Origin of the sequence: Streptomyces sp. SID13726, assembly GCF_010548375.1 — a bacterium.
Taxonomy (GTDB): Bacteria; Actinomycetota; Actinomycetes; order Streptomycetales; family Streptomycetaceae; genus Streptomyces.
This window is the reverse complement of the sequence record NZ_JAAGLY010000023.1, coordinates 104,192-126,308: the sequence shown is the minus strand read 5'-3', so window position 1 is coordinate 126,308 and position 22,117 is coordinate 104,192. Positions and strand designations below refer to the sequence as shown.

General features: G+C 70.7%; 21 protein-coding genes and 1 pseudogene. 9 read left to right on the top strand and 13 right to left on the bottom strand.

Features of this window, described 5'->3' with window-relative positions:
• Nucleotides 1-105: 105 nt before the first annotated feature.
• Nucleotides 106-933 (bottom strand): hypothetical protein, encoded by an 828-nt coding sequence (locus G3I78_RS38520; protein WP_164433524.1) that lies wholly within the window; start codon nucleotides 931-933, stop codon nucleotides 106-108.
• A gap of 190 nt (nucleotides 934-1,123) precedes the next feature.
• On the opposite strand from G3I78_RS38520, the gene G3I78_RS38515 reads away from it, so the two are divergent.
• Nucleotides 1,124-1,822 carry a hypothetical protein gene (locus G3I78_RS38515; RefSeq protein ID WP_164433522.1) on the top strand — a complete coding sequence of 233 codons (699 nt, stop codon included), beginning with the start codon at nucleotides 1,124-1,126 and terminating at the stop codon, nucleotides 1,820-1,822.
• A gap of 99 nt (nucleotides 1,823-1,921) precedes the next feature.
• Nucleotides 1,922-2,230: a zinc-ribbon domain-containing protein gene (locus tag G3I78_RS38510; RefSeq protein ID WP_164433520.1), complete on the top strand. Its 309-nt coding sequence runs from the start codon at nucleotides 1,922-1,924 to the stop codon at nucleotides 2,228-2,230.
• A gap of 4 nt (nucleotides 2,231-2,234) precedes the next feature.
• Here the strand turns inward: G3I78_RS38510 and G3I78_RS38505 are convergent, their stop codons facing one another.
• Both G3I78_RS38505 and G3I78_RS38500 read right to left on the bottom strand, forming a co-directional pair.
• A complete protein-coding gene (locus G3I78_RS38505; RefSeq protein ID WP_164433518.1) occupies nucleotides 2,235-3,032 on the bottom strand; it encodes an SAM-dependent methyltransferase in 798 nt (265 codons plus the stop codon).
• A gap of 50 nt (nucleotides 3,033-3,082) precedes the next feature.
• Entirely contained in the window at nucleotides 3,083-4,753 is a 1,671-nt protein-coding gene (locus G3I78_RS38500; protein WP_164433516.1) for a sigma-70 family RNA polymerase sigma factor, read from the bottom strand.
• Between the two features lie 193 nt (nucleotides 4,754-4,946).
• On the opposite strand from G3I78_RS38500, the gene G3I78_RS38495 reads away from it, so the two are divergent.
• Nucleotides 4,947-5,363 (top strand): SsgA family sporulation/cell division regulator, encoded by a 417-nt coding sequence (locus G3I78_RS38495; RefSeq protein WP_164433515.1) that lies wholly within the window; start codon nucleotides 4,947-4,949, stop codon nucleotides 5,361-5,363.
• Between the two features lie 46 nt (nucleotides 5,364-5,409).
• Entirely contained in the window at nucleotides 5,410-6,189 is a 780-nt protein-coding gene (locus G3I78_RS38490) for a hypothetical protein (protein ID WP_203616074.1), read from the top strand.
• On the opposite strand, the gene G3I78_RS38485 is transcribed toward G3I78_RS38490, so the two are convergent.
• Genes G3I78_RS38485 through G3I78_RS38475 form a run of 3 tightly spaced genes read right to left on the bottom strand, consistent with a single transcriptional unit; the run spans nucleotide 6,186 to nucleotide 8,079 of the window.
• Nucleotides 6,186-6,728, bottom strand: a complete 543-nt coding sequence (locus G3I78_RS38485) for a hypothetical protein (RefSeq protein WP_164433514.1) — start codon at nucleotides 6,726-6,728, stop codon at nucleotides 6,186-6,188. The genes G3I78_RS38490 and G3I78_RS38485 overlap by 4 nt on opposite strands.
• Complete coding sequence (locus G3I78_RS38480; protein WP_164433513.1) at nucleotides 6,725-7,300, bottom strand: GNAT family N-acetyltransferase; 576 nt, start codon at nucleotides 7,298-7,300, stop codon at nucleotides 6,725-6,727. The genes G3I78_RS38485 and G3I78_RS38480 overlap by 4 nt, the downstream gene beginning before the upstream one ends.
• Nucleotides 7,297-8,079, bottom strand: a complete 783-nt coding sequence (locus G3I78_RS38475) for an alpha/beta hydrolase (RefSeq protein ID WP_164433512.1) — start codon at nucleotides 8,077-8,079, stop codon at nucleotides 7,297-7,299. The genes G3I78_RS38480 and G3I78_RS38475 overlap by 4 nt, the downstream gene beginning before the upstream one ends.
• A gap of 89 nt (nucleotides 8,080-8,168) precedes the next feature.
• On the opposite strand from G3I78_RS38475, the gene G3I78_RS38470 reads away from it, so the two are divergent.
• Both G3I78_RS38470 and G3I78_RS38465 read left to right on the top strand, forming a co-directional pair.
• Complete coding sequence (locus G3I78_RS38470; protein ID WP_164433511.1) at nucleotides 8,169-8,633, top strand: hypothetical protein; 465 nt, start codon at nucleotides 8,169-8,171, stop codon at nucleotides 8,631-8,633.
• Between the two features lie 93 nt (nucleotides 8,634-8,726).
• A complete protein-coding gene (locus G3I78_RS38465; RefSeq protein WP_164433510.1) occupies nucleotides 8,727-9,029 on the top strand; it encodes a hypothetical protein in 303 nt (100 codons plus the stop codon).
• Nucleotides 9,030-9,035: 6 nt separating this feature from the next.
• Here the strand turns inward: G3I78_RS38465 and G3I78_RS38460 are convergent, their stop codons facing one another.
• The gene (locus G3I78_RS38460) at nucleotides 9,036-9,404 is read right to left on the bottom strand and encodes a VOC family protein (protein WP_164433509.1); all 369 of its coding nucleotides are present in this window, start codon (nucleotides 9,402-9,404) and stop codon (nucleotides 9,036-9,038) included.
• Nucleotides 9,405-9,567: 163 nt separating this feature from the next.
• Here G3I78_RS38460 and G3I78_RS38455 point away from each other — a divergent pair.
• Nucleotides 9,568-10,930, top strand: a pseudogene (locus G3I78_RS38455) (alginate lyase family protein).
• 499 nt (nucleotides 10,931-11,429) lie between these two features.
• Here the strand turns inward: G3I78_RS38455 and G3I78_RS38450 are convergent.
• Together G3I78_RS38450 and G3I78_RS38445 are read right to left on the bottom strand one after the other, a co-directional pair.
• Nucleotides 11,430-12,887: an MFS transporter gene (locus tag G3I78_RS38450; RefSeq protein ID WP_164433508.1), complete on the bottom strand. Its 1,458-nt coding sequence runs from the start codon at nucleotides 12,885-12,887 to the stop codon at nucleotides 11,430-11,432.
• 124 nt (nucleotides 12,888-13,011) lie between these two features.
• Nucleotides 13,012-14,379, bottom strand: coding sequence for a DUF445 domain-containing protein (locus G3I78_RS38445; protein WP_164433507.1), 1,368 nt, complete (start codon nucleotides 14,377-14,379; stop codon nucleotides 13,012-13,014).
• A 194-nt stretch (nucleotides 14,380-14,573) separates the two neighbouring features.
• Here G3I78_RS38445 and G3I78_RS38440 point away from each other — a divergent pair, with 194 nt between their 5' ends.
• Nucleotides 14,574-15,908, top strand: coding sequence for an SGNH/GDSL hydrolase family protein (locus G3I78_RS38440; protein WP_164433505.1), 1,335 nt, complete (start codon nucleotides 14,574-14,576; stop codon nucleotides 15,906-15,908).
• A 132-nt stretch (nucleotides 15,909-16,040) separates the two neighbouring features.
• Here the strand turns inward: G3I78_RS38440 and G3I78_RS38435 are convergent, their stop codons facing one another.
• From G3I78_RS38435 to G3I78_RS38420, 4 genes are all read right to left on the bottom strand, one after another.
• A complete protein-coding gene (locus tag G3I78_RS38435) occupies nucleotides 16,041-16,811 on the bottom strand; it encodes a DUF1707 domain-containing protein (RefSeq protein WP_164433503.1) in 771 nt (256 codons plus the stop codon).
• Between the two features lie 32 nt (nucleotides 16,812-16,843).
• On the bottom strand, nucleotides 16,844-17,860 hold the full coding sequence (locus G3I78_RS38430) for an ABC transporter ATP-binding protein (protein ID WP_203616073.1): 1,017 nt from the start codon (nucleotides 17,858-17,860) through the stop codon (nucleotides 16,844-16,846).
• A gap of 2 nt (nucleotides 17,861-17,862) precedes the next feature.
• Nucleotides 17,863-18,627: an ABC transporter permease gene (locus G3I78_RS38425; RefSeq protein ID WP_164433539.1), complete on the bottom strand. Its 765-nt coding sequence runs from the start codon at nucleotides 18,625-18,627 to the stop codon at nucleotides 17,863-17,865.
• Between the two features lie 61 nt (nucleotides 18,628-18,688).
• Nucleotides 18,689-19,489 carry an ABC-2 family transporter protein gene (locus G3I78_RS38420; RefSeq protein ID WP_164433537.1) on the bottom strand — a complete coding sequence of 267 codons (801 nt, stop codon included), beginning with the start codon at nucleotides 19,487-19,489 and terminating at the stop codon, nucleotides 18,689-18,691.
• Between the two features lie 203 nt (nucleotides 19,490-19,692).
• On the opposite strand from G3I78_RS38420, the gene G3I78_RS38415 reads away from it, so the two are divergent.
• Nucleotides 19,693-22,110: a transglycosylase domain-containing protein gene (locus G3I78_RS38415; RefSeq protein WP_164433501.1), complete on the top strand. Its 2,418-nt coding sequence runs from the start codon at nucleotides 19,693-19,695 to the stop codon at nucleotides 22,108-22,110.
• The last annotated feature ends 7 nt before the right edge of the window (nucleotides 22,111-22,117 follow it).

Sequence of the window (22,117 nt, the reverse complement as noted above, 5' to 3'; positions counted from 1 at the left end):
TCTTCACTCCGCGCTCGACTACGTGCCACCTGCCGAGTACGAACGCGACTTCTGGCAGGGCCAAGAACGAGTCCCGCAGTCCGCCTGAAACAAGATCACCGGACTCTACGAAACTCGGGACAGCTCAAACACAGCGGTGATCACTTGTTTGTCGATGAGCCCGGCAGAGTCCGGTTCGAGTGCACCGCTGACAAGGTGATCACATTTCCTGGTGCCTTTCGGGCACGCATCCACAGCACATTCAGCACCTGACCTGTTGCATTTCCGCGCTGCTGCCCGGGGTAGTCCGCGCACCAACACACCAACCTTCTCGCCTTCGCTCAGCCTGGCGGCGGAGACCGTCATGGAGATGCGGCCGAGTTTCCCGTCCGTGGTCAGCGTCGCGGACAACTGGGGCCGTGTGGTGTCCAGTTGGCTCTTGGTTTCCAGCCGTACCGCCGCGTACGACGCGGTGAATGTCAGAATCGCCGCGCAAGCCAGCAGGACACTCTGCCAGGACACAGCCCGCCCTCCGGGTCGACCGATCCTGCCGAGCAGGAGAAGCGCCCCACCGACTGCCAGCAGCACCGACACCCCCAACGCCCCTCCCCGTGTCCACCAACGGGTACCACCGGGGATCGTCACGGCGACGATGGTGAGGAGCGGTGATGCGGCGAGGGCCAGGAGCACGATTCCGCCCGCCTGGTGGCGCTTCAGGCGCTGAGTCCTCGGGACAAGCACGCTCACGACGGCGGTGATCAGTGCAACCAGGAACACCAGGGCCAGCAGGTTCGCCAGCCCGGTCTCGTTGCGCAGAACGGTGGTCAGTTCCCCACTGTTGAGGCCGACCAGGTTCAGGGTGCCGACAAAGCCGGCCAGCAGCAGGCCGAGGACGTTTCGGATGGAGTCGACCGGAGCGTGTACGGGAGTGCCTTCACGGGCGTTCGCCTTCATGCCCGGTCATTCCAGCTGCGCGACAGCCCGGCTGCGAGCAGACGCACCGGGACCGCTCTGAGCGGTCACGCGAATGCAGGACTGCCACCGATGCCAGGTGTCGAGTCGGCGATGACTCAGCCGCATCCGGCGAAGCGGTGATCCAGGCCATGACGCGAGAGCATGGCGTGTACAGGGCTAGGGTGCGCTGATGGACCTTGCGCGGTGGCGAGTCGACCTGGAGCGGACGGCGGCTGCGGCTGCGAAACGGCCGTTCCCGTATCGGGCCCTCGCACTGTGGGGTCTGGGGCTCGCCGTCGTGGTGAGCTGGAGCAGCGTGCTGGTGGTCGTCATGGGGCGGGTGGTGCCCAGCTGGATGCCGGCGGGCTTGCTGGTCCTCGTATCGTTCGTGCTGATGAGCGTGCGTGCGGTGCTGCGGCGGCGCTCGCCCGACGGCTCGATCTCCTACGACGACCTCGCCGCGTCCCTCGTCCTGACCGCGCCCGCCGACGCGTCCCGCGCCCTTCGTCTCCCGCCCCGGGAATCCACGCCACGCCTCGTCGGCCGCGTCCTCCTGGCCGTCGTCGCCCTGGCGAGCACCGGTTTCAACGCGCTCGGTGATCTGGGGGCGGAGTACCTCGTCCTACGGCCCACCGGCCCCGGCGGCTGTACGGCGATCGTGCGGGAGACGGCCTTCCTGATGGCGGGCACCGGTGAGGTGTACGCGGTGGCGGGGGCGACCGGGGTCGCGTGGGGACCGTCGGGGTCATGGTTCGCGGACGACGGTTACCGGCCCGTCGCCGCCGGGTCGTACCGGCTGACGTGGGGGCGGGCCGACGGCGCGCTCGTGGTCGAGGGCACCAGTACCGACCCGGTCCATCCGGCGATCCACGAGCTCGACTGCGGCTGACCGGGGGCGGTCTCGCTGCGCCCGTCCCCGGAGCCCCACACTGTTCGTACACCCGCTCGGGGATACTGCCTCCAAGCACCCATCCTGGAAGGCGACACCATGTTCATCCTCTTCGGCACCAAGGGGTACCTGTACCAGCTCGCGATACTCACGCTGGTGTGCGGGCGCTGCGGCAACCCGGCCGCGCACACCCTGCGCAAGCGGGTCACGAAGTTCACGCTGTTCTTCGTGCCGCTGTTCCCGATCTCCACCAAGTACGCCACGCAGTGCACCTTCTGCGGCGCGGAGAACAAGGTGACCGCGCAGGACGCGGAGCAGCTCCAGGCGCAGGCGGCCGCCGGTGGCGGGCAGGGCGGTCAGGGGCAGATGTACGGCGGACAGGCCCCGCAGCAGCCGTACCAGCACTGAGGTTTCAGCTGATCTTGCGGGCCACCCCGCCGTAGAAGCCGATCTCCTCGGAGCGGGGCGGCGGGGGTGCGTCCGGGCGCCAGAACGGCACCTGGGCCACGCCCGGCTCGATCAGCTCGAAGCCGTCGAAGAAGCGCTCGACCTCGGTGCGGGTGCGGAGGTTCATGCTGGCGGTGGCCTTGCTGTAGACGGCCGCCGCCCCGGCGCGGTCGGCGAAGTCGCCCGTGGCGTGGGACAGGATCAGATGGCTGCCGGGGGCGAGCGCGTCGCGCAGGGTGGCGACGATCTCCTCCGGCTTGTCCGCCTCCGTGAGGAAGTGGATCACCGCGACCAGGAGCAGCGCGACCGGCTCGTCGAAGTCGATCACGGCCCGTACGTCGGGGTCGTCCAGGATCGCCCGCGGGTCGCGCAGGTCGGCGAGGACGATGCTCGTCGTGCCGTCGGCGCTCAGCAGGGCGCCGGCGTGGGTGTTCACGATCGGGTCGTTGTCGACGTACGCGACGCGGATGTCCGGCGCGACCTCAAGTGCCGTCTCGTGGACGTTCGGTGAGGTGGGCAGGCCGGTGCCGATGTCCAGGATCTGGCGGACGCCGGTGCCGATGACGTGGCGGACGGCCCGGTTGAGGAAGGCCCGGTTGGCCCGTACGCCGATCCGCGCCTCCGGGGCCGCCGCGATCAGCCGCTCACCGGCCTCGCGGTCGACCTCGTAGTTGTCCTTGCCGCCCAGCAGGTAGTCGTAGATCCGTGCGGGGTGCGGCTTGCTGGTGTCGATCTCCTCGGCACGGAAGCCGTTCTCTCTCACGGTGCGCTCCTCTCAGGCGGCCGCGGGCACCTCCCCTGCGGCGGCTGGCGTCAGCTTTGCATACCTGGCTGTTCAACTCCCGCGTCTGTAGGGGTAGTTCCGGGGGTGGAAGTGGTTTCGGGGGTGGGGGTGGTTTCGGTGGCGGGGGTCGGGGTGGGGTCGCAGTCGTCACCGGTGGCCGGAGGGGGCGTGGTCGGGTCCGGGGTCGTCGTGGGGGGTTCCGAGGGGTCCACCGGGTCCGATGGCGGGGCCACGGGGTCCGACGGCGGGTCCACCGGGTCCACCGGCGGGTCCGAGTACGTCGGCGGCTCCGGCGTCTCCCCAACACCCCCCGGATCCACGGGAGTCGGCGTCACGTCCCCCGGCACCTCGGGCTCCGGCTCCGCAGGCGGCTGCTCCGGCTCCTCACCCCCCGGCGCGGGTACGACAGGACTGGGACTCGGCGCCGGCTCCTCGGGCGCAGGCTCGGGAACCGGCTCAGGCGCAGGCGCGGCAGGCGGACTCGGCTCGCCCACCACACTCCCACCACCCGAACCGCCCCCGGAACTCCCGGAATCCCCGGAACCCCCGGAGCCCCCGGAGCCCCCGGAATCCCGAACCCCCGCCACCAACTGAACGTCCCCCACCACACCATCCGCAAGGGTCCGGTCCCGCTCATCCCCCCGATGCTCCCCCGTCGCCCCCGGCACCCCCGTCGCCCCCACCGAAGGCTGCACCACCGGCCCCTGAGCCACCGGCACCCTGCCCTTCCCCCGCAGCGTCGCCGTAGCGGGCGACTCGTTCACGCCGAACGCGAGCACGACCGCCACGGCCGCCGCGGCCGCCGTACCCGAGGCGAGGGCCGCCTTGGTCTTGGGTCCCGCCGAACGCGCCGTGTGCAGCAGGCCGTTGGAGCCGAAGGCACCGCCGGCCGCCGCCGACCCGGCCGTGAGCGAGGCCACGAACTTGCCCGTGCCGCCGACGACGAAGACCAGCAGCGCCGGTCCCACGAGCGCGGGCAGCCGGTTGTTGGCGCGGATCAGGACGGCGAGGCGGCCCCGGCACGCGTCGCAGCCGTCGACGTGGGCGAGCAGCCGCTCGGACTGGCGCGGGGTAGCGCTCCCACGGACGTACGCCGGCATGCGGACCCAGTGGACCTCGCACGCAGGGTCGTCGGGCGCCTCGGTCTGCGAGCGCAGGAACGCCTGCCGCATGCCCTCGCGGGCGCGGTGCAGCAGTACGGCGGTGGCGCCCTGCTTGGCGCCGATCTGCCGGCCGACCGACTCCAGCGGCTGGCCCTCGGCGTCCGCGAGCCACAGGGCCTGGACCCAGCGTTCGGGGAGCTGGCCGAGGACGCGGACCAACAGGTCGGTGGAGGAGACCTGTTCGGCCGGGTCGTCCGCGTGCCGGGCCGCGGTCTCGAAGGTGCCCGCGCCGAAGGCCTGTTCCGGGACCTGCGGGTCGCGCGGGGTCTCGTGCGTGGCGCTCGCGACGGAGGACGCGAGGTGCCGCACGGTCGTCATGAGGTACGCCGGGACGTTCTCGATCTCGTGCCCGGCGGACAGCCGCCGCCACACACGGAAGTGTGCCTCGGCGACGAGGTCCTCGGCCGCCCAGGTGTTGCGGGTGAGCGAGCGGGCGTACGCGACGAGGCGCGGCTGTTCCTCCTCGTAGATCCGCACGTACTCGGCGGTCGCGGAGGGGGACGTCTGGGCGGGCACTCTGGCCGGTCGATCGGTCATGCAGGAACGCTCCAGTTCCCGGCGGTTGGGGCGCGGAAGGGTTTGTCAGCGTAGATGACAAAACTTTCAATCATTCAGTTCCGGCCGTGATTCAGATCACATAAACCGCTCCGGTCACCGCGTAATCAAGGGGCACTCCAGCCACTCGACACGGCAACAGACGCCCACCGCACACAGACCGGAGACCACCCTCATGCGCCTCACGACCCTGCACCAGACCACCCGCGCCCGCCTGATCACCGCCGACCACCCCGAACTCCCCATCCGCCCCACCCTGCGCTACACCTCCGCCGACCCCTTCGCCGTGCACATCGACTTCCCCGCGCACGTCTCCGCCGACGGTGAGGGCGTGACGTGGATGTTCGGCCGGACCCTCCTGGAGGAGGGCCTCGTCGCACCGGCCGGCGACGGCGACGTGCACATCCGCCCGTACGGCTGGGCCCGCACCGTCATCGAGTTCCACTCCCCCCTGGGCCTCGCCGTGATCCGCTTCGGCACCACCCCCCTCCGCCGCTTCCTGCTGCGCTCCTACGACGTCGTCAGACCCGGCGCGGAGGACCTGGGGCCCGAACTGGACCACGGGCTCGCGGCGTTGCTCGATGAGGTGTGAACCGGCGATCTCGACAGAGGCGTACCCCGACCGCACACTGACCCGCATGCGATTCCTGCGGCGAGTGGGCCGTGACCTGTCCCGCGGCGAGAACCTGGAGATCTACTCGACGGCCCTGCTGTCCCTGGCCCTGGCGGTGCTCGGCGCCCTGGACCTGGTCGGCGACAAGACCCTGGCCGCGGCCACCCTCGCCACGCTGGCGCTGCTCGCGGGGAGCCTGCTGGGCAGCCGCCGTCAGCTGACGGACCTGTCGGAGCAGGTGCGTTCACGGGCCGCCGGTGAGGTCTCCGCGGCGGACTTCCTGGCGCACGACAAGCCCGAACTCCTCCAACAGGTGCGCGGGGCGCAGGACATCAGGATCGTCGGGGTGACGCTGGGCCGGACCCTGCGCAACCTGATCGACGAGCTCCGGAGCCGCCTGGCCGCCGGCGCGACGGTCAAGCCGGCCCTGATCGACCCGCACGGCTCCACCCCGGCGGAGGCGGCCCGCCGCAGCACGATGCCGGACCGCCCCGGCGTCTACGAGAACCGCCTGCGCTCGTCCCTCGACCTGCTCCGGGAGCTGGCGGAGACCCCCGGCGCCCAGGACCGCCTGGAGATCCGCTTCCTCCCCTTCGTCCCCGCCTTCGGCCTGGTCCTCCTCGACCCCCAACGCCCCGACGGCCTCATCCACGTGGACATCTACTCCCACAACTCCGCCACCGGCGACGCCGTCCTCACCCTGCGCCCGGGCCGCGACGGCGAGTGGTACGAGAACTTCCGGTCCGAGTTCGACCGCGTCTGGGAGTCCGGACGGGTGCCGGGGCCGCCGGACGAGTGGGCCTAGACCCCCAGCGCGAACTCCGCCACCGTCTCGAAGTCCCCTTCCCGCAGCCCCAGTCGGGGATCGACCCGATGCAGCAGAGCCGGGCCGGCGTGATGGGTGGCCACGAACGCCCGGTCGCGGTGGTCGAGTTCGTCGTCGAGCCAGGCGAAGGGGCGGCCGGCGGCGTGGGTGACGAGGTGGTGGGTCTTCCAGAAGGTGCCTTCGGGGCCGCCGGCGGGGAGGGTGGGCCAGGTGACGACGGGGAGGGCGGGGAGGCCGAGGACGGGGGCGATGTAGGTGTTGGCCTCGTGGGTCCAGGTGGTGGCCCAGTGGAGGTCGTACCGGTCGGCCAACCGCAGGAGGGCGGGGCCGTGCGCGGGGTTGAGCCAGACGCGGAGGGGCCGGACCCGGGACGGGGGGACGCCGGGGTGCTGGGCCAGCCAGCCCTCGGGCTTCACGCGGAGGGTGGTGTAGCCCTCGGGGCGCTGCTGGCGCTTGGCGGCATACGGGTTGAGGGGGCCGTCGACGTCGAGGTAGAGGAGTGGGCGGGCCGCGGTCATGAGGCACCGCCTCGGTGAAGTACCCAGTCCGCGCGCAGGAGTTCGTACTCCACCTCCCCCTCCTCCGCCCCCTCGATCGGCTCCGGCCACTCCCCGCGGAAGCTGCGCAGGAAGCGCAGCCCGCACTTCTCCATCACGCGGCGTGAACTCCGGTTGACGGTCATGGTGTTGGCGGTGACCCGTTGGACGCCGAGGTCGGTGAAGCCCTTGTCGATGAGGGCGCGGGAGCCCTCTGTGGCGTAACCGTGGCCCCAGGCGGGCCGGTTGAGGCGGTAGCCGAGTTCGACGACGGCCGGGCTCGCGTCGTCGAGGGGGCGGAACTCGAACCAGCCGAGGAAGGTGCCGGTGGACTTCTCCTCGGCCGCCCAGAAGCCGCGGGTGCCGAGGCCGGGGTGGTCGTGGAGGAGGTGGGGCAGGGTCCGGGTGCGGATCGTCTCGCGGGGTGTGGGGACGCCGCCGGTGAGATGGCGCATGACCTCGGGGTCGCCGTCCAGCGCGACGAGGCGCTCGACGTCGGCCTCGGTGAACGCCCGCAGCCGCAGCCGCGCGGTCTCCAGGAAGACGTACGTCACTCGCTCTCCCCCAGGAACTTCTCGATCTCCACGTGCAGTTGCTCCGGCTGGTCCAGGTGTACGTCATGGGCGGCGCCCGGCACCACCACCGCGCGGGTCTCCGGGCGCCGGGCGCGCATCTCGTCGGCCTCGGCGTCCCGCCTGGTGCCGGACGCGCCCCGCACCAGGAGTGTCGGACAGCGCACCCGCGACCACTGCGGCCAGTAGCCGTCCAGGGCCAGTTCCGCCGCCGTCCCGACCAGCGTGTCGCGGTCGAAGCGGGGCCACCGCCCGTCCGCCCGTTCCTCCAGCCCCCGCGCCCACGCCTCGTGCCCGAGAAAGGCCGTCGCCTCCGCGAGCGACGCGAACGGCACCGGCCACCTGTCCAGCCAGGCCGCGATGGTGCCCGGCAGTTCCGCCTCCCGGCCCGCGGGCCCCGCCTCCACCAGGACCAGGGCACGGACCAGTTGGGGGTGTTCCGCCGCCAGCAGCATCGCCGTATGACCGCCGAGGGACTGCCCGATGACGACCGCCGGGGCGAGATCCAGCTCCCGCAACACGGCCACGGCGTCCGCGACATGGGCGGCCCGGCTCACCGACACCGGCCGCCGGGTGCTCCCGCCGTGCCCCCGGGCGTCGTACGACACCACCCGGCACCCGGACGCCGCCAACCGCCCGGCGAGGTGGTCCCATTCGCCGAGATGGCCCGCAAGTCCGTGCAGGAGCAGCACGGTTGGCCCGGGGCCGGGGTGGTCGCGGTAGGCGAGGCGGGTGCCGTCACCGGTGACGAGGTGGGTCAACCGGACACTCTCCCCTCTCGGTCGGTCACCGACATCCTCCTCGACACCGTCCGATTACGCTGACCACGACATTCGAACAGGGGGTCTGGATGTTCTTGCTGATTCCGTTGCTCATCCTGGTGCTCGTGGTCACCGGCTGCGGGCTCCTCGGCTACGGCGCCGGGCGCACCGCCGACTGCTTCGCCCGGCTCGGCGACCTCCCCTCCGGGCTCCGCGGGGTCGCGGCCCTCGCGGGAGCGGTGGCGGCCGCCGTGTACGCGTGGGGCCTGCTGCACGTCGGCGGCGCGGTCCTCGACGCGGAGGACGGCGGGGCGAACTCGTCGCCGATCCTGCCGTGCCGCTCGGACGAGCGGGCCGCCCACGTCACCGACTACTCGGTGAGCTTCATCCCCCTCGACTTCGTCTGCGAGACGAACGACGGCGACAGCTACCCGACCGACGACGTCCCCGCGTACATCACCCCCGTCGCCGTGGGCCTCGCCCTCGCCGCCGCGGGCTGCGCCGTCTCCTCGGGGTACGTGACGGAACTGCGGGCCCGGCGCGAGCGGACTTGACAGCCCTCGACTCAGGTTCCGAACGCGGCCGACGACGGCGTTAGCCTCGGAGATCTCGGGGGCGCACATCACCCAAAGCAGCAGGAGATGGACATGGCGAAGGTTCCCAGTGCGGCGATCGCGACTGTCGGGCTCGTCGGCGGGTACGGCGTGGCCCGCTGGACGAAGAAGCGGCCGCTGGGCGGGGCGGTCCTGGCCGTCGCCGGGGCCGCAGCCGCGCGGCAGTGGCGGGAGCGGGCCGGCGGGAAGGCGGCCAGGGCGCTGACGGCCACGTATGTCGCCGCGTTCGCCGGCTCCCACCCGCTGGCCAAGAAGGTCGGCGCCTGGCCCGCGGTGTTCGGAGTCGCGGGCGCGGTGGCGCTGGCCTCCTGGGCGGTGGCGGACCGCAACGCCTGAGAGCCGCTACGCCCCTCCGGCCCGGTGGGTGAGGACGTTCACCACCCGGCCGTTCGGGTCCCGGACGAAGAAGCGCCGTACGCCCCACTCCTCGTCCCGAAGCTCCCGTACGACCTCCGCGCCCGACGCCACGACCCGCGCATACACGGCGTCGACGTCCTCGACCTCCACGCTGAGGTCGGGGACGACGGGCGCGGTGCGCTCCTCGGTGAGAAAGCTGATCTGGGCGGTCGGATTGGCGGGCGACGCCAGCGTCACAACCCACCCCATGTCCATGACCTCCTCGAAGCCGAGAAGGCCGTAGAAGCCGCGGTTGGCCGCCAGGGCCTCCCCGGACGAGACGTGGATGTCGGGCATGATCCTGCGGATGCTCATGGGTACGGCTCCTAGCGTGTTCCTTTACCTGTTCCTTCTGCCTGATCCCTTTGCCTGATCCCTTTTCTGTTATCGACGGTCTCACCCTCGCGTCTCCTGAGCGTCCCCAGCCACCGGCACGCGAGGAACGACCTACGTGACTTCACAGATCAGCCGCCGCAGCATGCTCAAGGCGGCGGGAGCCGCCGGTGCCGCGGCGACCACGGCCGCAGCCCTGCCCGCCACCGCCGTCGCCGACTCCGCGTTCGCGCACCCGGGTCTGCTGCACACCACGGCCGACCTCGCGCGGATGGCCGCGAAGGTGAAGGCGGGCGCCGCGCCCTACACGGCCGGCTTCGCCAGGCTGACCGCCAACCGCCATGCGCAGAGCGGCTGGACGGCGAATCCGCAGACCACGGTGTACCGGGGATCGGGCAGCCCCCAGAACTACGCGATCCTCTACAACGACATCCACGCCGCGTACCAGAACGCCCTCCGCTTCCACGTCAGCGGCGAGGGCGCGCACGCCGACACCGCAGTCGCGATCCTCAACGCCTGGTCGGCGAAGCTGACTTCGCTGGCCGGCAGCGCGGACCGCTTCCTCGCCGCCGGTCTCTACGGCTACCAGTACGCCAACGCCGCCGAACTCGTCCGAGACCACCCGGACTTCGACCTCGCCCGCGCCCAGGAACTCCTCACCAAGGTCTTCGCCCCCCCTCAGCGACGACTTCCTGGTCCGCCACAACGGTGCCGTCGTCACCAACTACTGGACCAACTGGGACCTCACGGCCATGGCCTGCGTCCTCGCCACCGGCATCTTCGTCGACGACAAGTCCCAAGTCGCCCGAGCCATCGACTACTTCAAGCACGGCGAGGGCCTCGGCTCCCTCCGCAACGCGATCCCCGTCGTCCTCGACAACGGCCTCGCCGAATGGCTGGAGGCCGGCCGGGACCAGGGGCACGCACTGCTCGGGGTCGGCCTCATGGGCACGTTCTGCGAGATGGCGTGGAACCAGGGGTACGACCTGTACGGCCATGACGACAGCCGGTTCCTCAAGGGCGCCCAGTACGTAGCGAAGTGGAGCATGGGTGGGCAGGTCTCCTACACCGCGAACACCCGCCGCAAGGGTGCGATCGGCGGCTGGTCCGGCTCCGAGTCCGCCACCGCGGCCGCCGGCGTCGACCCCACCATGACCCGCCCCATCTGGGCCATGATCACCAACCACTACACCAAACGCCGGTCCCTCTCGGCCCCCTACCTCACCCAGATCACCGCGAAGTCCTCGCCGGAGGGGGGCGGCGGGGACTACGGCCCCAACAGCGGCGGCTACGACCAACTGGGCTTCGGCACGCTGGCGTTCACGCGGGAGCGGGGTGCGTCGACGGGGTCGACTCCTCGGCCTACGGCCAGTGGAGGTGCGGCTGCTAAGGGTTCTTCGGGCCCGGATCTTGCCGCGACGGGGTCGAACGACCTTGTGGGGTGGTCTGCGGCTGTGGGGATCGGGGCGGTTGCGGGTGGGGTGCTGATGTTGCGGAGGCGGCGGTAGGGGGTGCCAGGTTCGGTTGTCTGGCGGGTGCGGGTCCGTCGTGGCTGGTCGCGCAGTTCCCCGCGCCCCTGGGGAGCTGCAGCCGGCCTGCGTTGTGAGGGCACGTTGGGCGCCTATTGGGGTGCCGGGTTCTGTTGTCTGGCGAGTACAGGTCCGTCGTGGCTGGTCGCGCAGTTCCCCGCGCCCCTAGGGAGTTGCAGTCGGCCCGCACCCCAATGGACCGTTGGCCGCGTACGGCGCGCAGGGGACGGGGTGGGGGGTGTCCGCCCGCAGCGGCCGGCGTCCATCACCCCGTACCAATCAAACGACAGCCACCGCCGGACCGAGGACGGATACCCCCCACCCCGGCCCCGACCCCACCACCGGACCGAACGCGCTACACACGCCCCCACCGGGGCGAAACAGGCTGCCGCAGGCATCCAGGGGCGCGGGGAACTGCGCAAAACGCCCGCCCCCACCGAACCCGCAGCCGACACCCGCACACGCCCACACCCAACCGTCACCCCACCGCAGTCAACGGCGTAGCCACATCCTCCAACGACCGCCGCTCCGCCCGAACAGCCAACCCCGCCGCCACCACCCCCGCCGCACACATCAACCCCGCCCCGATCTGAAACGCCAGCACCGTATCCCCCACAACCCCCGTACTCGTCAGATCAGCGAACAACAGCGGCCCACTGATACCCCCCGCAGCAGTCCCCAGCGCATAGAAGAACGCGATCGACATGGCCCGGGTCTCCATCGGAAACACCTCGGACACCGTGAGATACGCACTCGACGCCCCCGCGGAAGCGAAGAACAGCACGACACACCAGCACCCCGTCAGCGTCGTCGCGTCCAACGACCCCCGCCCGAACAACCACGCCGTCACGAACAGCAGCAGCCCCGAGAGCAGATACGTGGACGAGATCATCACCCGCCGCCCCACCGTGTCGAACAGCTTCCCCAGCAACAGCGGCCCACAGAAGTTGCCGACCGCGATGACGGCGAAGTAGTACCCCGTGTCCCCCGTCGGCACGTCGAAGAACGTCGTGAGGATCGCCCCGAACCCGAACGTGATCGCGTTGTACAGGAACGCCTGCCCGATGAAGAGGGAGAACCCCAGCACCGACCGCCGCCGGTAGTCCGAGAACACCGTCCGCGCGATCTCCAGGAACGACACACCCCGCCGCTGATGGATCGTGAGCTCCCCCTCGGCCGCGGGCAGGGGCTCACCACCGCGCCCCTCCACCACCCGCTCCTCGATCGAGGTGACGATCCGCTCCGCCTCCTCGTCCCGCCCGTGGATCAGCAGCCACCGCGGACTCTCGGGCACATGCCGCCGTACGAGAAGGATCACGAACGCCAGCACGGCCCCCAGCGCGAACGTCAGCCGCCACCCCACGTCCTTCGGGAAGAACTCCGTGTTCAGCGCGAGAATCGACAGCAGGGAACCACCCACCGCCCCCAGCCAGAAACTCCCGTTGATCATCAGATCCACCCGCCCCCGGTACTGCGCCGGGATCAGCTCGTCGATCGCGGAGTTGATCGCCGCGTACTCCCCGCCGATCCCGAACCCGGTCAGGAAGCGAAACAGGAAGAACCACCAGGAGTCGAAAGACACCGCCGTCAGCGCCGTGGCCGCGAGATACACCGCCAGCGTGATCATGAACAGCTTCTTGCGGCCCCACTGGTCCGTCAGCCGCCCCCAGAACAGCGCGCCGATACACGCGCCCGCCACGTACAGCGCCGCGGCGACACCGGTGATCTGCCCGGAGGAGATGGCGAGACCGCTCCCCGGCTCCGACAGCCGGCTCGCGATGTTGCCGACGACCGTGACCTCCAGGCCGTCGAGGATCCACACGGTGCCGAGCCCGATGACGATCGTCCAGTGCCAGCGGGACCAGGGCAGCCGGTCGAGCCGGGCGGGGATGTTCGTCGTCACGGTACGGCCGCTGCCGGCCTGGGCGGTGGTCACGGAAGGGCTCCCTCGTCATCGAGCTCGCCATCGAGCGAACCCGACCCGAGTGCCCCCGACCAGCCGCTCTACGCACCCACCGCTCCCGACCAGCCGCTCTACGCACCCACCACCCGCGACACCGTCACGCACCCACCACCCGCGACACCGTGTAGATCAACAACCCCACCAACGACCCCACCACCGTGCCGTTGATCCGGATGAACTGCAGATCACGCCCGATGTGCGCCTCGATCTTCTTCGTGGTGTGCTCGGCGTCCCACCCGGCCACGGTGTCCGTGATCAGGGAGGTGATCTCGCCCCGGTAGGTCGTGACGACGTACACGGCGGCCCCCTGCACCCAGCCGTCGACCTTGGCCTGCACCTTGGGATCGGCGGCCATCCGCGCCCCCAGCGACAGCAGCGAGGCCCGCACCCGCAGCCGTAGCTCGCTGCGCTCGTCCTCGGCGGCGGAGACGATCATCGACCGTACGGCGGTCCAGGCGGACGCGATCAGGTCCTGGACCTCGCCGCGCCCCAGCACCTCGCCCTTCAGCCGCTCGACACGCGCACGCGTGTCCGTGTCGGACTGGAGGTCGGAGGCGAAGTCCGTCAGGAACCGGTCCAGGGCCCCGCGCGCCGGGTGCGAGGGCATGTCCCGCATCTCGGTGACGAAGCGCAGCAGCTCCTTGTAGACCCGTTCGCCGACCTTCTTGTCGACGAAACGCGGGGTCCAGCCGGGCGCGCCGCCCTGCACCGCGTCCATGACCTGCGCGTCGTGGAGCACCAGCCAGTCGTGGGCCCGCGCGACCACCAGGTCCACGACCCTGCGGTGGCCGCCGTCGCCGACGACCTTCTCCAGCATCTTCCCGATGCCGGGCGCGATCTCCTGGGCGTCGGCCCGCCGGGTGATCGCCTCGCCGACCACGGCCTGGACGTCGGAGTCCCGCAGCACGGTCAGGGCGCCCCGGAGCGCGGCCGACAGCTCGGCGGTCACCCGGTCGGCGTGCTCGGGCTCGGCCAGCCAGGCCCCGAGCCGGCTCCCGATCCCCACGGCACGCAGCCGCTGCCGTACGACGTCCTCGGAGAGGAAGTTCTCGCCGACGAACTCTCCCAGGGACACCCCCAGCTGGTCCTTCTTGGTGGGGATGATCGCGGTGTGCGGGATGGGCAGGCCGAGCGGGTGCCGGAAGAGGGCGGTGACCGCGAACCAGTCGGCCATGGCACCGACCATGCCGGCCTCGGCGGCCGCCGCCACATAGCCGGCCCAGGCCCCCGCACCCTCGTGGGAGGCCCACTTCGCCAGCACGTACACCAGCGCCACGAAGAGCAGCAGCCCGGTCGCGGTGAGTTTCATACGGCGGACACCGCGCTGTTTCTCCAGGTCCGCCTCGCTGAAGGTCGTCATCGCGCGTACGGCCGAAGCGGGGACGGCACGGTTCGCCGCCCCGGTCGTACGGGCATGCTGCTCTACGTCAGAAGGTCCCGTTTCCTCTGGTTTCGTGCGTTCCATCCGCTCCACCCGTTCGGTGATCCCTCACACATTGTCCCTTCCTGACCGACTCCCGGAACGGAACAAGAGTTCCCGGCGTCTGACCGGACGGGGGAACCGGAGGGGGTCTGGTCACTTGTCCGGGTCCGATGCCTCATGATGAGTTCATCAGATCGGAGCCCCGGGCTCCCATCTCCTGAGGAGAACAGCACCACATGACACGGCGTCATGGTTACGCCCTGCTCGCCGCGATCGTCGCCGTGATCGTGGCCATGTCCACCGCCATCTATGTCGGAGTGGCGGCCGACGCAGGCACCAAGGACCGGACCTCGCTGTCCGGCTCACGGCCCTCGCGCCCCTCCGCCGCACCCGCCTCCGCCGGGCTCTGGGTGGGCGCCTGGTCCGCCTCCCCGGTCGGCGCCGAGCCCGGCACCCAGACCGAGGGCATGGCGGGCCGCTCCGTCCGCAACGTCGTCCACACCAGTGTCGGCGGTACGAGTGCCCGTATCACGCTGTCCAATCTCTACGGCCGGAGCGCGCTGACCATCACCCACGCCTCCATCGCGCTGGCCGCCGGCAGGGAGACCGCCGCGGCCACCACGGGCACCATGCGGCGGCTCACCTTCGCCGGCAACACCACGGTGATCATCGCGGCCGGGGCGCAGGTGCTCAGCGACGCCGTCGCGCTGGCCGTCCCGGCGGGCGGTGACGTCCTGGTCACCACCTACTCCCCGACCCTGTCCGGTCCGGTCACCTACCACCCGACGGCCCGGCAGACGTCGTACGCCGCCGAGGGCGACCTCACCGAGGACCTGACCGGCACCGGGTACACCGAGCAGGTGGACAGCTGGCGGTATCTGACCGCGCTGGACGTGCTCGGTGACGAGGCGTACGGCACGGTGGTCGCGTTCGGCGACTCGCTCACGGACGGGAAGAACTCGACGGCCAACGCGAACAACCGCTGGCCGGACTATCTGAACCGGCGTCTGCGCACGGCTCTCGCCGACGGGCAGCACCTGCCCCGCTACAGCGTCGTCAATGCGGGCATCGGCGGCAACCAGGTCCTCGCGGACGCCCGCGGGCGCCCCCTGGAGAACCAGGCCGGCATCCGCCGCTTCACCCGTGACGTGCTCGAACGCCCCAACGTCAAGGTCGTCGTGATCGACCTCGGCGTCAACGACATCCTCCGCAACCCGGGCCTCGCCGACCCGCACAAGATCGTCGCCGGGCTCCGTGACCTGGTCCGCCAGGCGCACGCCCACGGCATCAAGGTCGTCGGCGCGACCCTCATGCCCTTCGGCGACCGCCCGACCTGGACCGCGGCCCGCGAGAACGTCCGCGAGACCATCAACGCGGAGATCAGGTCGGGCAAGGTCTACGACGCGGTGGTCGACTTCGACAAGGCGGTACGGGATCCGTACGACCCGCGGCGGCTGCGGTCGCTGTACGACTCGGGGGACCGGCTGCATCCGAACGACCGGGGTTATGAGCGGATGGCCGACACGTTCGCCCTTCGGGATCTGACGGGGTCGGTGGCGGCCCGGCTGTAGGTGCCGGCCGGTGAGGGCTGGTCGCGCAGCTCCCCGCGCCCCCAAAAGCAGTGGGTGCGGCTCGGGATGACCGTGCGACCAGCCACCACGCACCCGCACCATCACCCGCACCCGCACCCGCCGACGAACCCCTCAGTCCTCCCCCCGTCGGCGACGCTCCCGGTGCCCCTCCAGCATCCTGCGATGCGCCTCGTACGCATCGTCCCGGATCGACTCCTTCAGCTCCCGAACGGCCTCGCGCCGCTCCAGCCGCTGCTGCCGCCGCTCCTCCCGGAGCCGCTGCCGGGCCGCCTTGGTCAGCTTGCGCTCGACCCCCACGCCACCCCAGAACGCGAATCCGGTGACGACGACCCGGGGCGCCCCGGGATCCCCCTGCACACCCTCCTCGCGGTGGTCGAAGCCGCCCATGATCCCGATGCCGCGGACCACGACCTCGACGCCCGGCGGAACGATCACCTGCACCCCGCCCATGATCGCGACGCAGTTGATCTCGACCTCGCCGTCGGCGAAGTTCGCGTCGCGCAGGTCGATCTCCCCGCCGCCCCAGAAGGCGAAGCAGTTGAACCGCCTGGGCACGGTCCACCGCCCCCGGCGCTGGAACCCGGACATGATGGCGACGGCCCAGGTCGAGGAGCCCTCGCCGCCGACGATCCGGGACGGCCAACTCCCGTCCTGCTCGGGCCTCTTCACCATGTCGACCTTGGGCGCGACCACCTGTCCGACCGGCAGGTCCCGGGTGATCGGCGTGAGCTCGCCGTACGTCCGGGCCCGGTACGTCGCCTCCAGCCGCTCCTCGAACTCCTCCATGTCGAGCCGCCCCTCGGCGAGGGCGTCCCGCAAAACCTCGGCGACTCGCTCGCGATCGGCGTCGGAAGCCCTGAGTTCTGGAAGCTCGTCGGTCATGCCGTCAGCCTACGAGTTCCCTCACCGCACGGCTACGAGACCGATCGCTCGGGCGGAGGTGTGGGGGTGCCCCCCATGGAATACAGCATCTTCGCGATCACCGCCTCGATGTCCGGCTCCCGCACCGAGAGGTCCACCAGCGGGTACTCCGCCGCCACCCGGGCCACCAGCGCCGCCGCCGACTCGGAGGCCGGGAAGGAGAGCCACTGCCGGGGTCCCTCCACCTTCACCACCCGCGCCGGCGCCGCCTCGATCGGCGGCAGCTCCCGCTCCAGGTCCACGACGAGCGTGCGCTCGCTCTCGCCCACCTCGTGCAGGCCGGTGAGGGGACCGTCGTACATCAGGCGCCCGTGGTCGATGACCATCACACGGGAGCAGAGCTGCTCGATGTCCTGGAGGTCGTGGGTGGTGAGCAGGACCGTGGTGCCGCGCTCGGTGTTCAACTCCCGCAGGAATCCCCGCACCTTGGCCTTGGAGATGACGTCGAGCCCGATCGTCGGCTCGTCCAGGTACAGCACCTCGGGGTCGTGCAGCAGGGCCGCCGCGATGTCGCCGCGCATCCGCTGGCCGAGCGAGAGCTGGCGTACCGGGACGTCCAACAGGGCGTTCAGTTCGAGGAGTTCGACACAGCGGTCGAGGTTCTCGCGGTAACGGGCGTCCGGGATGCGGTACATGCGGTGCATCAGCTTGTAGGAGTCGATCAGCGGGAGGTCCCACCACAGGGTGGTCCGCTGGCCGAAGACGACCCCGATCCGGTGCGCCAGCCGGGTGCGTTCGCGGGACGGGTCGATGCCGGCCACCCGCAGCCGGCCGCCGGACGGGGTCAGGATGCCGGTCAGCATCTTGATGGTGGTCGACTTGCCGGCGCCGTTCGGGCCGATGTACCCGACCATCTCGCCGCGCGCCACGGTGAAGGAGATCGAGTCGACCGCCCGCACCTGGCGCCGCTCGCGTTTCAGGAAGCCGGTCTTCTTGCGCACGTCGAAGACCTTCTCGACGTGGTCGAGTTCAATGAAGGCGTCCGCCGCCGAGCCCATGGCCACGTCCATCGCTAACTCCCCGTACTCCGATATGAACCGAGACCCGCCCGCCAGGCCAGCCCGGCCAGCACACTGCACGCCAGCGCCACCAGCGGCGGCGCGAAGGCCGCCCAGTCGGGCAGCGCCAGCGGGTACGGCCGCCCCAGCACATAGGAGGCGGGCACCCAGTTGACGAAGGCGAGCGGGAGCATGAAGGTCACGCCCCGCACGAAGTCCTTCCCGAACACCGTCGGCGGGTACTGGAGCAGGGTCGTACCGCCGTAGGTGAACGCGTTCTGGACCTCGCTCGCGTCCTGCGCGTAGATCTGGAAGGCCGCGCCCGCCACGAACAGCGCGCTGAAGATCACCGCGCCGCTGACCACCATGACCGGCACCAGCAGCACCTTCGCCGCGCTCCACTCCACGTGGACCGCCGTCAGCGCCCAGCCCAGCACCACCGCGCCCTGGAGGATCCGGCCGAGGCGGCGCAGCGCGAAGCGGTCCGCGCCGATCTGCGCGAGCACCGGCGCGGGCCGCACCAGCAGGATGTCGAAGGAGCCGTCGCGGATCCGGGCGCCCAGCACGTCCATCGAGCCGAGCACCAGGTCGGCGAGGCCGAAGGCGGTCACCGAGAGGCCGTAGAGGAAGGCGATCTCGGGCAGTGTCCAGCCGCCCAGCGAGTCGACCTGCGCGAACATCAGCAGGATCGAGGCGAAGTCCATGGCGGTCACCACCAAGTTGCCGACCGCCGTGAAGACGAAGGAGGTGCGGTAGGCCATGGAGGACCGGATCCACATCCCGGCGATCAGCAGATAGGCCCGCAGGCCCTCCCGCGCCCTGGACGTGCCGGCGAAGGTCTCAGCCACCCTGCACCACCACCCGCCGGGTCGCCGCCCGCTGAAGCAGCCGCCCGGCCGCCAGCAGCGCCACCGCCCACACCGCCTGGAAGGCGAACGCCCCGAGCGGGTCGGTCTCCCCCATCAGCACGTCCGCCGGCATCTGGATCAGCGCCGCCCACGGCAGCACCCGCACGATCTCGCCGAACTCACCGGGGAAGGCGTTCAGCGGCAGGACCATGCCCGAGAAGAAGACCCCCGTGATCATCAGGGTCTGGGCGACGCCCTGGCTGTCCATGAGCCAGAACGCGCTCAGCGCGCCCAGGTAGCGGATCCCGAAGCTGACCGTCATCGCGAGGAACAGCGCGACCAGCAGGGCCGCCCAGGAGGTGACGTCCGTGGGCAGCGCCATCGGGAAGAAGAGCGCGCCGAACACGAAGGGGATCACCCCGCGTCCCAGCATCTGGAACATCGAGCGCCCCAAGTCGTGGGAAAGCCACCACAGTTGAAGGTCGACCGGCCGGTACAGGTCGACCGCGATCTCGCCCGTGCGGATCCGGTCCATCAGGTCCTTCTCGGCGCCGCCGCCCTGGATCGCCAGCGTCGCGTAGAGGCACTGCCCCAGCCACACGTAAGTCACCGCCTGCGCCTGGTCGTAGCCCCCGAGATGGGGCTTCTCGTCCCACAGCGCCAGATACGTGTAGACGAGGATCACACCGAAAGCGGTGTTGGTGAACACCCCTGCGAGCGTCGCCGCCCGGTAGGTCGCGTACCGTCTGAATCCCCCCGCCGCGACGGCCGCGTACAACCGCCCGGAACCCACATCCACAGCCCTCCTCGGCCCGCCGACACCGAAGCGCAGGAGCCTAGTGCGCAGGTGACGAGGCGGGCCACCCATTTTCCTGGGCGAGACGCGCGCCATATCCGGGAACGGAACGCATGGTGCGAGAGTCTTCAACAGGGGGCGCAGAAGGCGTACGAGGTCGTACGGGAACGTACGACGCGAAACAGGAGTCCGTGCACGAGATGAGCGACCAGCCGCAACAGCCGACCGAGGGCTGGGCACCGAGAGACCCGCAGGCGGCTGAAGAGCCCGGCGGTGAGAAGGCCAAGAAGCCCAAGCGGCCGAAGCGCACGGGCTGGCGACGGCTGATCCCGACCTGGCGCATGGTGCTGGGCACCTTCGTCCTCGGCGTGCTCCTCCTGGCCGGCCTGTTCTACCTCGGCTACTCCATGGTCAAGATCCCGCCGGCCAACGCCCTCGCCACCAAGCAGTCCAACGTCTACCTCTACGCCGACGGCAGCCAGCTCGCCCGCGACGGCGAGGTCAACCGCGAGAACACCACCCTCGCGCAGATCTCCAAGGACGCGCAGCACGCCATCCTGGCCGCCGAGGACCGCGACTTCTACACCGAGTCCGCGGTCGACCCCAAGGCCATGCTCCGCGCCGCCTGGAACACCGCCACCGGCAAGGGCAAGCAGTCCGGCTCCACCATCACCCAGCAGTACGTGAAGAACTACTACCTGGCCCAGGAGCAGACGGTCACCCGCAAGGCCAAGGAGTTCTTCATCTCGATCAAGCTGGACCGCGAGAAGTCCAAGGACGAGATCCTGGAGGGCTACCTCAACACCAGCTACTTCGGCCGCAACGCCTACGGCATCCAGGCCGCCGCCCAGGCCTACTACGGCAAGGACGCCATCGACCTCGACCCGGCCCGCGCCGCCTATCTCGCCGCACTGGTCAACGCGCCGAGCGAGTACGACGTCGTCGCGCACCCCGAGAACAAGGCGGCCGCCGAGGCCCGCTGGAACTACGTCCTGGACGGCATGGTCAAGAAGGGCTGGCTGGCCGAGTCGGCGCGCACCGGCCTGAAGTTCCCGATGCCGAAGGAACAGACCGTCTCCACCGGCCTGTCCGGGCAGCGCGGCTACATCGTGCAGGCGATCAAGGACTACCTGACCACCAACAAGATCGTCACCACGGACGAGTTGGAGGCCGGCGGCTACCGGATCACCACCACCCTGGACAAGAGCAAGCAGGACGCCTTCGTGAAGGCCGTCGACGACCAGGTGATGAAGAAGCTCGACAAGAAGAACAACAAGGCCGACAACTACGTCCGCGCGGGCGGCGCTTCGGTCGACCCGAAGACCGGCAAGGTCGTCGCGATGTACGGCGGCATCGACTACGTCAAGCAGTACACGAACGGCGCGACCCGCGGCGACTTCCAGGTCGGCTCCATCTTCAAGTCCCTCGTCTTCGCCGCCGCCGTCCAGAACCACTCCGAGACCCAGGACGGCCAGCTCATCACCCCGAACACCTACTACGACGGCACCAACAAGCGCCCGGTCGTGGGGTGGAGCGGCGGCACCTACGCCCCGGAGAACGAGGACCAGGGCTCCTACGGCGAGATCACCGTCCGCGAGGCCACCGACAAGTCCGTCAACTCGGTGTACGCGCAGATGGCCGTCGACGTCGGCTCCGACAAGGTCAAGCAGACCGCGATCGACATGGGCATCCCGGCCGACACCCCCGACCTCACGGCGTCCCCCTCGATCGCGCTCGGCGTGAACACCGCGAGCGTGCTCGACATGGCGGAGGCCTACGCCACGCTCGCGAACCACGGCAAGCACGGCACGTACACGATGATCGACAAGATCACCAAGGACGGCACGGAGAACGTCGAGCTGCCCGCGCAGAAGACCACCCAGGCCATCAGCCGCGAGGCCGCCGACACCACCACCTCGATCCTGCAGAGCGTCGTCGACAACGGCACCGCCACCGCGGCCCAGGGCGCCGACCGGCCCGCCGCGGGCAAGACCGGCACCGCCGAGGAGGACACCGCGGCCTGGTTCGCGGGCTACACCCCCGAACTCGCCACGGTCGTCTCCGTGATGGGCCAGGACCCGGTGACCGCCGCGCACAAGTCGCTGTACGGCGCGTTGGGCCTGGAGCGCGTCAACGGCGGTGGCCCGCCGGCCGAGATCTGGGCGCAGTACACCAAGGCCGCGCTCAAGGGGAAGCCGGTCTCCGACTTCGACCTCGAACTCCAGGCGGGCGCCGAGAACCAGGCCCCGAGCAGCCAGGCCCCCACCGACCCGACCACGGGCGGCCAGGACGACGGCGGCACCACGGGCGACACCACCGGCGGCCAGGACACCCAGGGCCAGACGCAGGGCCAGACCCAGGGCCAGAACAACGGCGGCACGACGGGTGACGCCACCGGCGGCACCACCACGACGGGCGGCACCACCGGCGGCACCACGACGACCGGCGGCACCACCGACGGCGGCACCACGACCGGCGGCACCACCGGGGACACCTCGACCGGCGGCACCACCGACGGCGGTACGACGGGTGACGCCACCGGCGGCGGTACGACGGACGGCTCGACCGGAGGAACGACAGCGGGCGGCGGCCCGGTGACGACGTCCCGGCGGGAATGACCCGCGC

What these genes read in the sequence shown, in the direction of transcription:
- G3I78_RS38520 (WP_164433524.1), bottom strand. Translation starts at nt 933, where the DNA reads ATGAAGGCGAACGCCCGTGAAGGCACTCCCGTACACGCTCCGGTCGAC.
- G3I78_RS38515 (WP_164433522.1), top strand. Translation starts at nt 1,124, where the DNA reads ATGGACCTTGCGCGGTGGCGAGTCGACCTGGAGCGGACGGCGGCTGCG.
- G3I78_RS38495 (WP_164433515.1), top strand. Translation starts at nt 4,947, where the DNA reads ATGCGCCTCACGACCCTGCACCAGACCACCCGCGCCCGCCTGATCACC.
- G3I78_RS38435 (WP_164433503.1), bottom strand. Translation starts at nt 16,811, where the DNA reads ATGACCGACGAGCTTCCAGAACTCAGGGCTTCCGACGCCGATCGCGAG.
- G3I78_RS38470 (WP_164433511.1), top strand. Translation starts at nt 8,169, where the DNA reads ATGTTCTTGCTGATTCCGTTGCTCATCCTGGTGCTCGTGGTCACCGGC.
- G3I78_RS38490 (WP_203616074.1), top strand. Translation starts at nt 5,410, where the DNA reads ATGCGATTCCTGCGGCGAGTGGGCCGTGACCTGTCCCGCGGCGAGAAC.
- G3I78_RS38415 (WP_164433501.1), top strand. Translation starts at nt 19,693, where the DNA reads ATGAGCGACCAGCCGCAACAGCCGACCGAGGGCTGGGCACCGAGAGAC.
- G3I78_RS38445 (WP_164433507.1), bottom strand. Translation starts at nt 14,379, where the DNA reads ATGGAACGCACGAAACCAGAGGAAACGGGACCTTCTGACGTAGAGCAG.
- G3I78_RS38440 (WP_164433505.1), top strand. Translation starts at nt 14,574, where the DNA reads ATGACACGGCGTCATGGTTACGCCCTGCTCGCCGCGATCGTCGCCGTG.
- G3I78_RS38425 (WP_164433539.1), bottom strand. Translation starts at nt 18,627, where the DNA reads ATGTGGATCCGGTCCTCCATGGCCTACCGCACCTCCTTCGTCTTCACG.
- G3I78_RS38430 (WP_203616073.1), bottom strand. Translation starts at nt 17,860, where the DNA reads ATGGACGTGGCCATGGGCTCGGCGGCGGACGCCTTCATTGAACTCGAC.
- G3I78_RS38465 (WP_164433510.1), top strand. Translation starts at nt 8,727, where the DNA reads ATGGCGAAGGTTCCCAGTGCGGCGATCGCGACTGTCGGGCTCGTCGGC.
- G3I78_RS38460 (WP_164433509.1), bottom strand. Translation starts at nt 9,404, where the DNA reads ATGAGCATCCGCAGGATCATGCCCGACATCCACGTCTCGTCCGGGGAG.
- G3I78_RS38500 (WP_164433516.1), bottom strand. Translation starts at nt 4,753, where the DNA reads ATGACCGATCGACCGGCCAGAGTGCCCGCCCAGACGTCCCCCTCCGCG.
- G3I78_RS38510 (WP_164433520.1), top strand. Translation starts at nt 1,922, where the DNA reads ATGTTCATCCTCTTCGGCACCAAGGGGTACCTGTACCAGCTCGCGATA.
- G3I78_RS38485 (WP_164433514.1), bottom strand. Translation starts at nt 6,728, where the DNA reads ATGACCGCGGCCCGCCCACTCCTCTACCTCGACGTCGACGGCCCCCTC.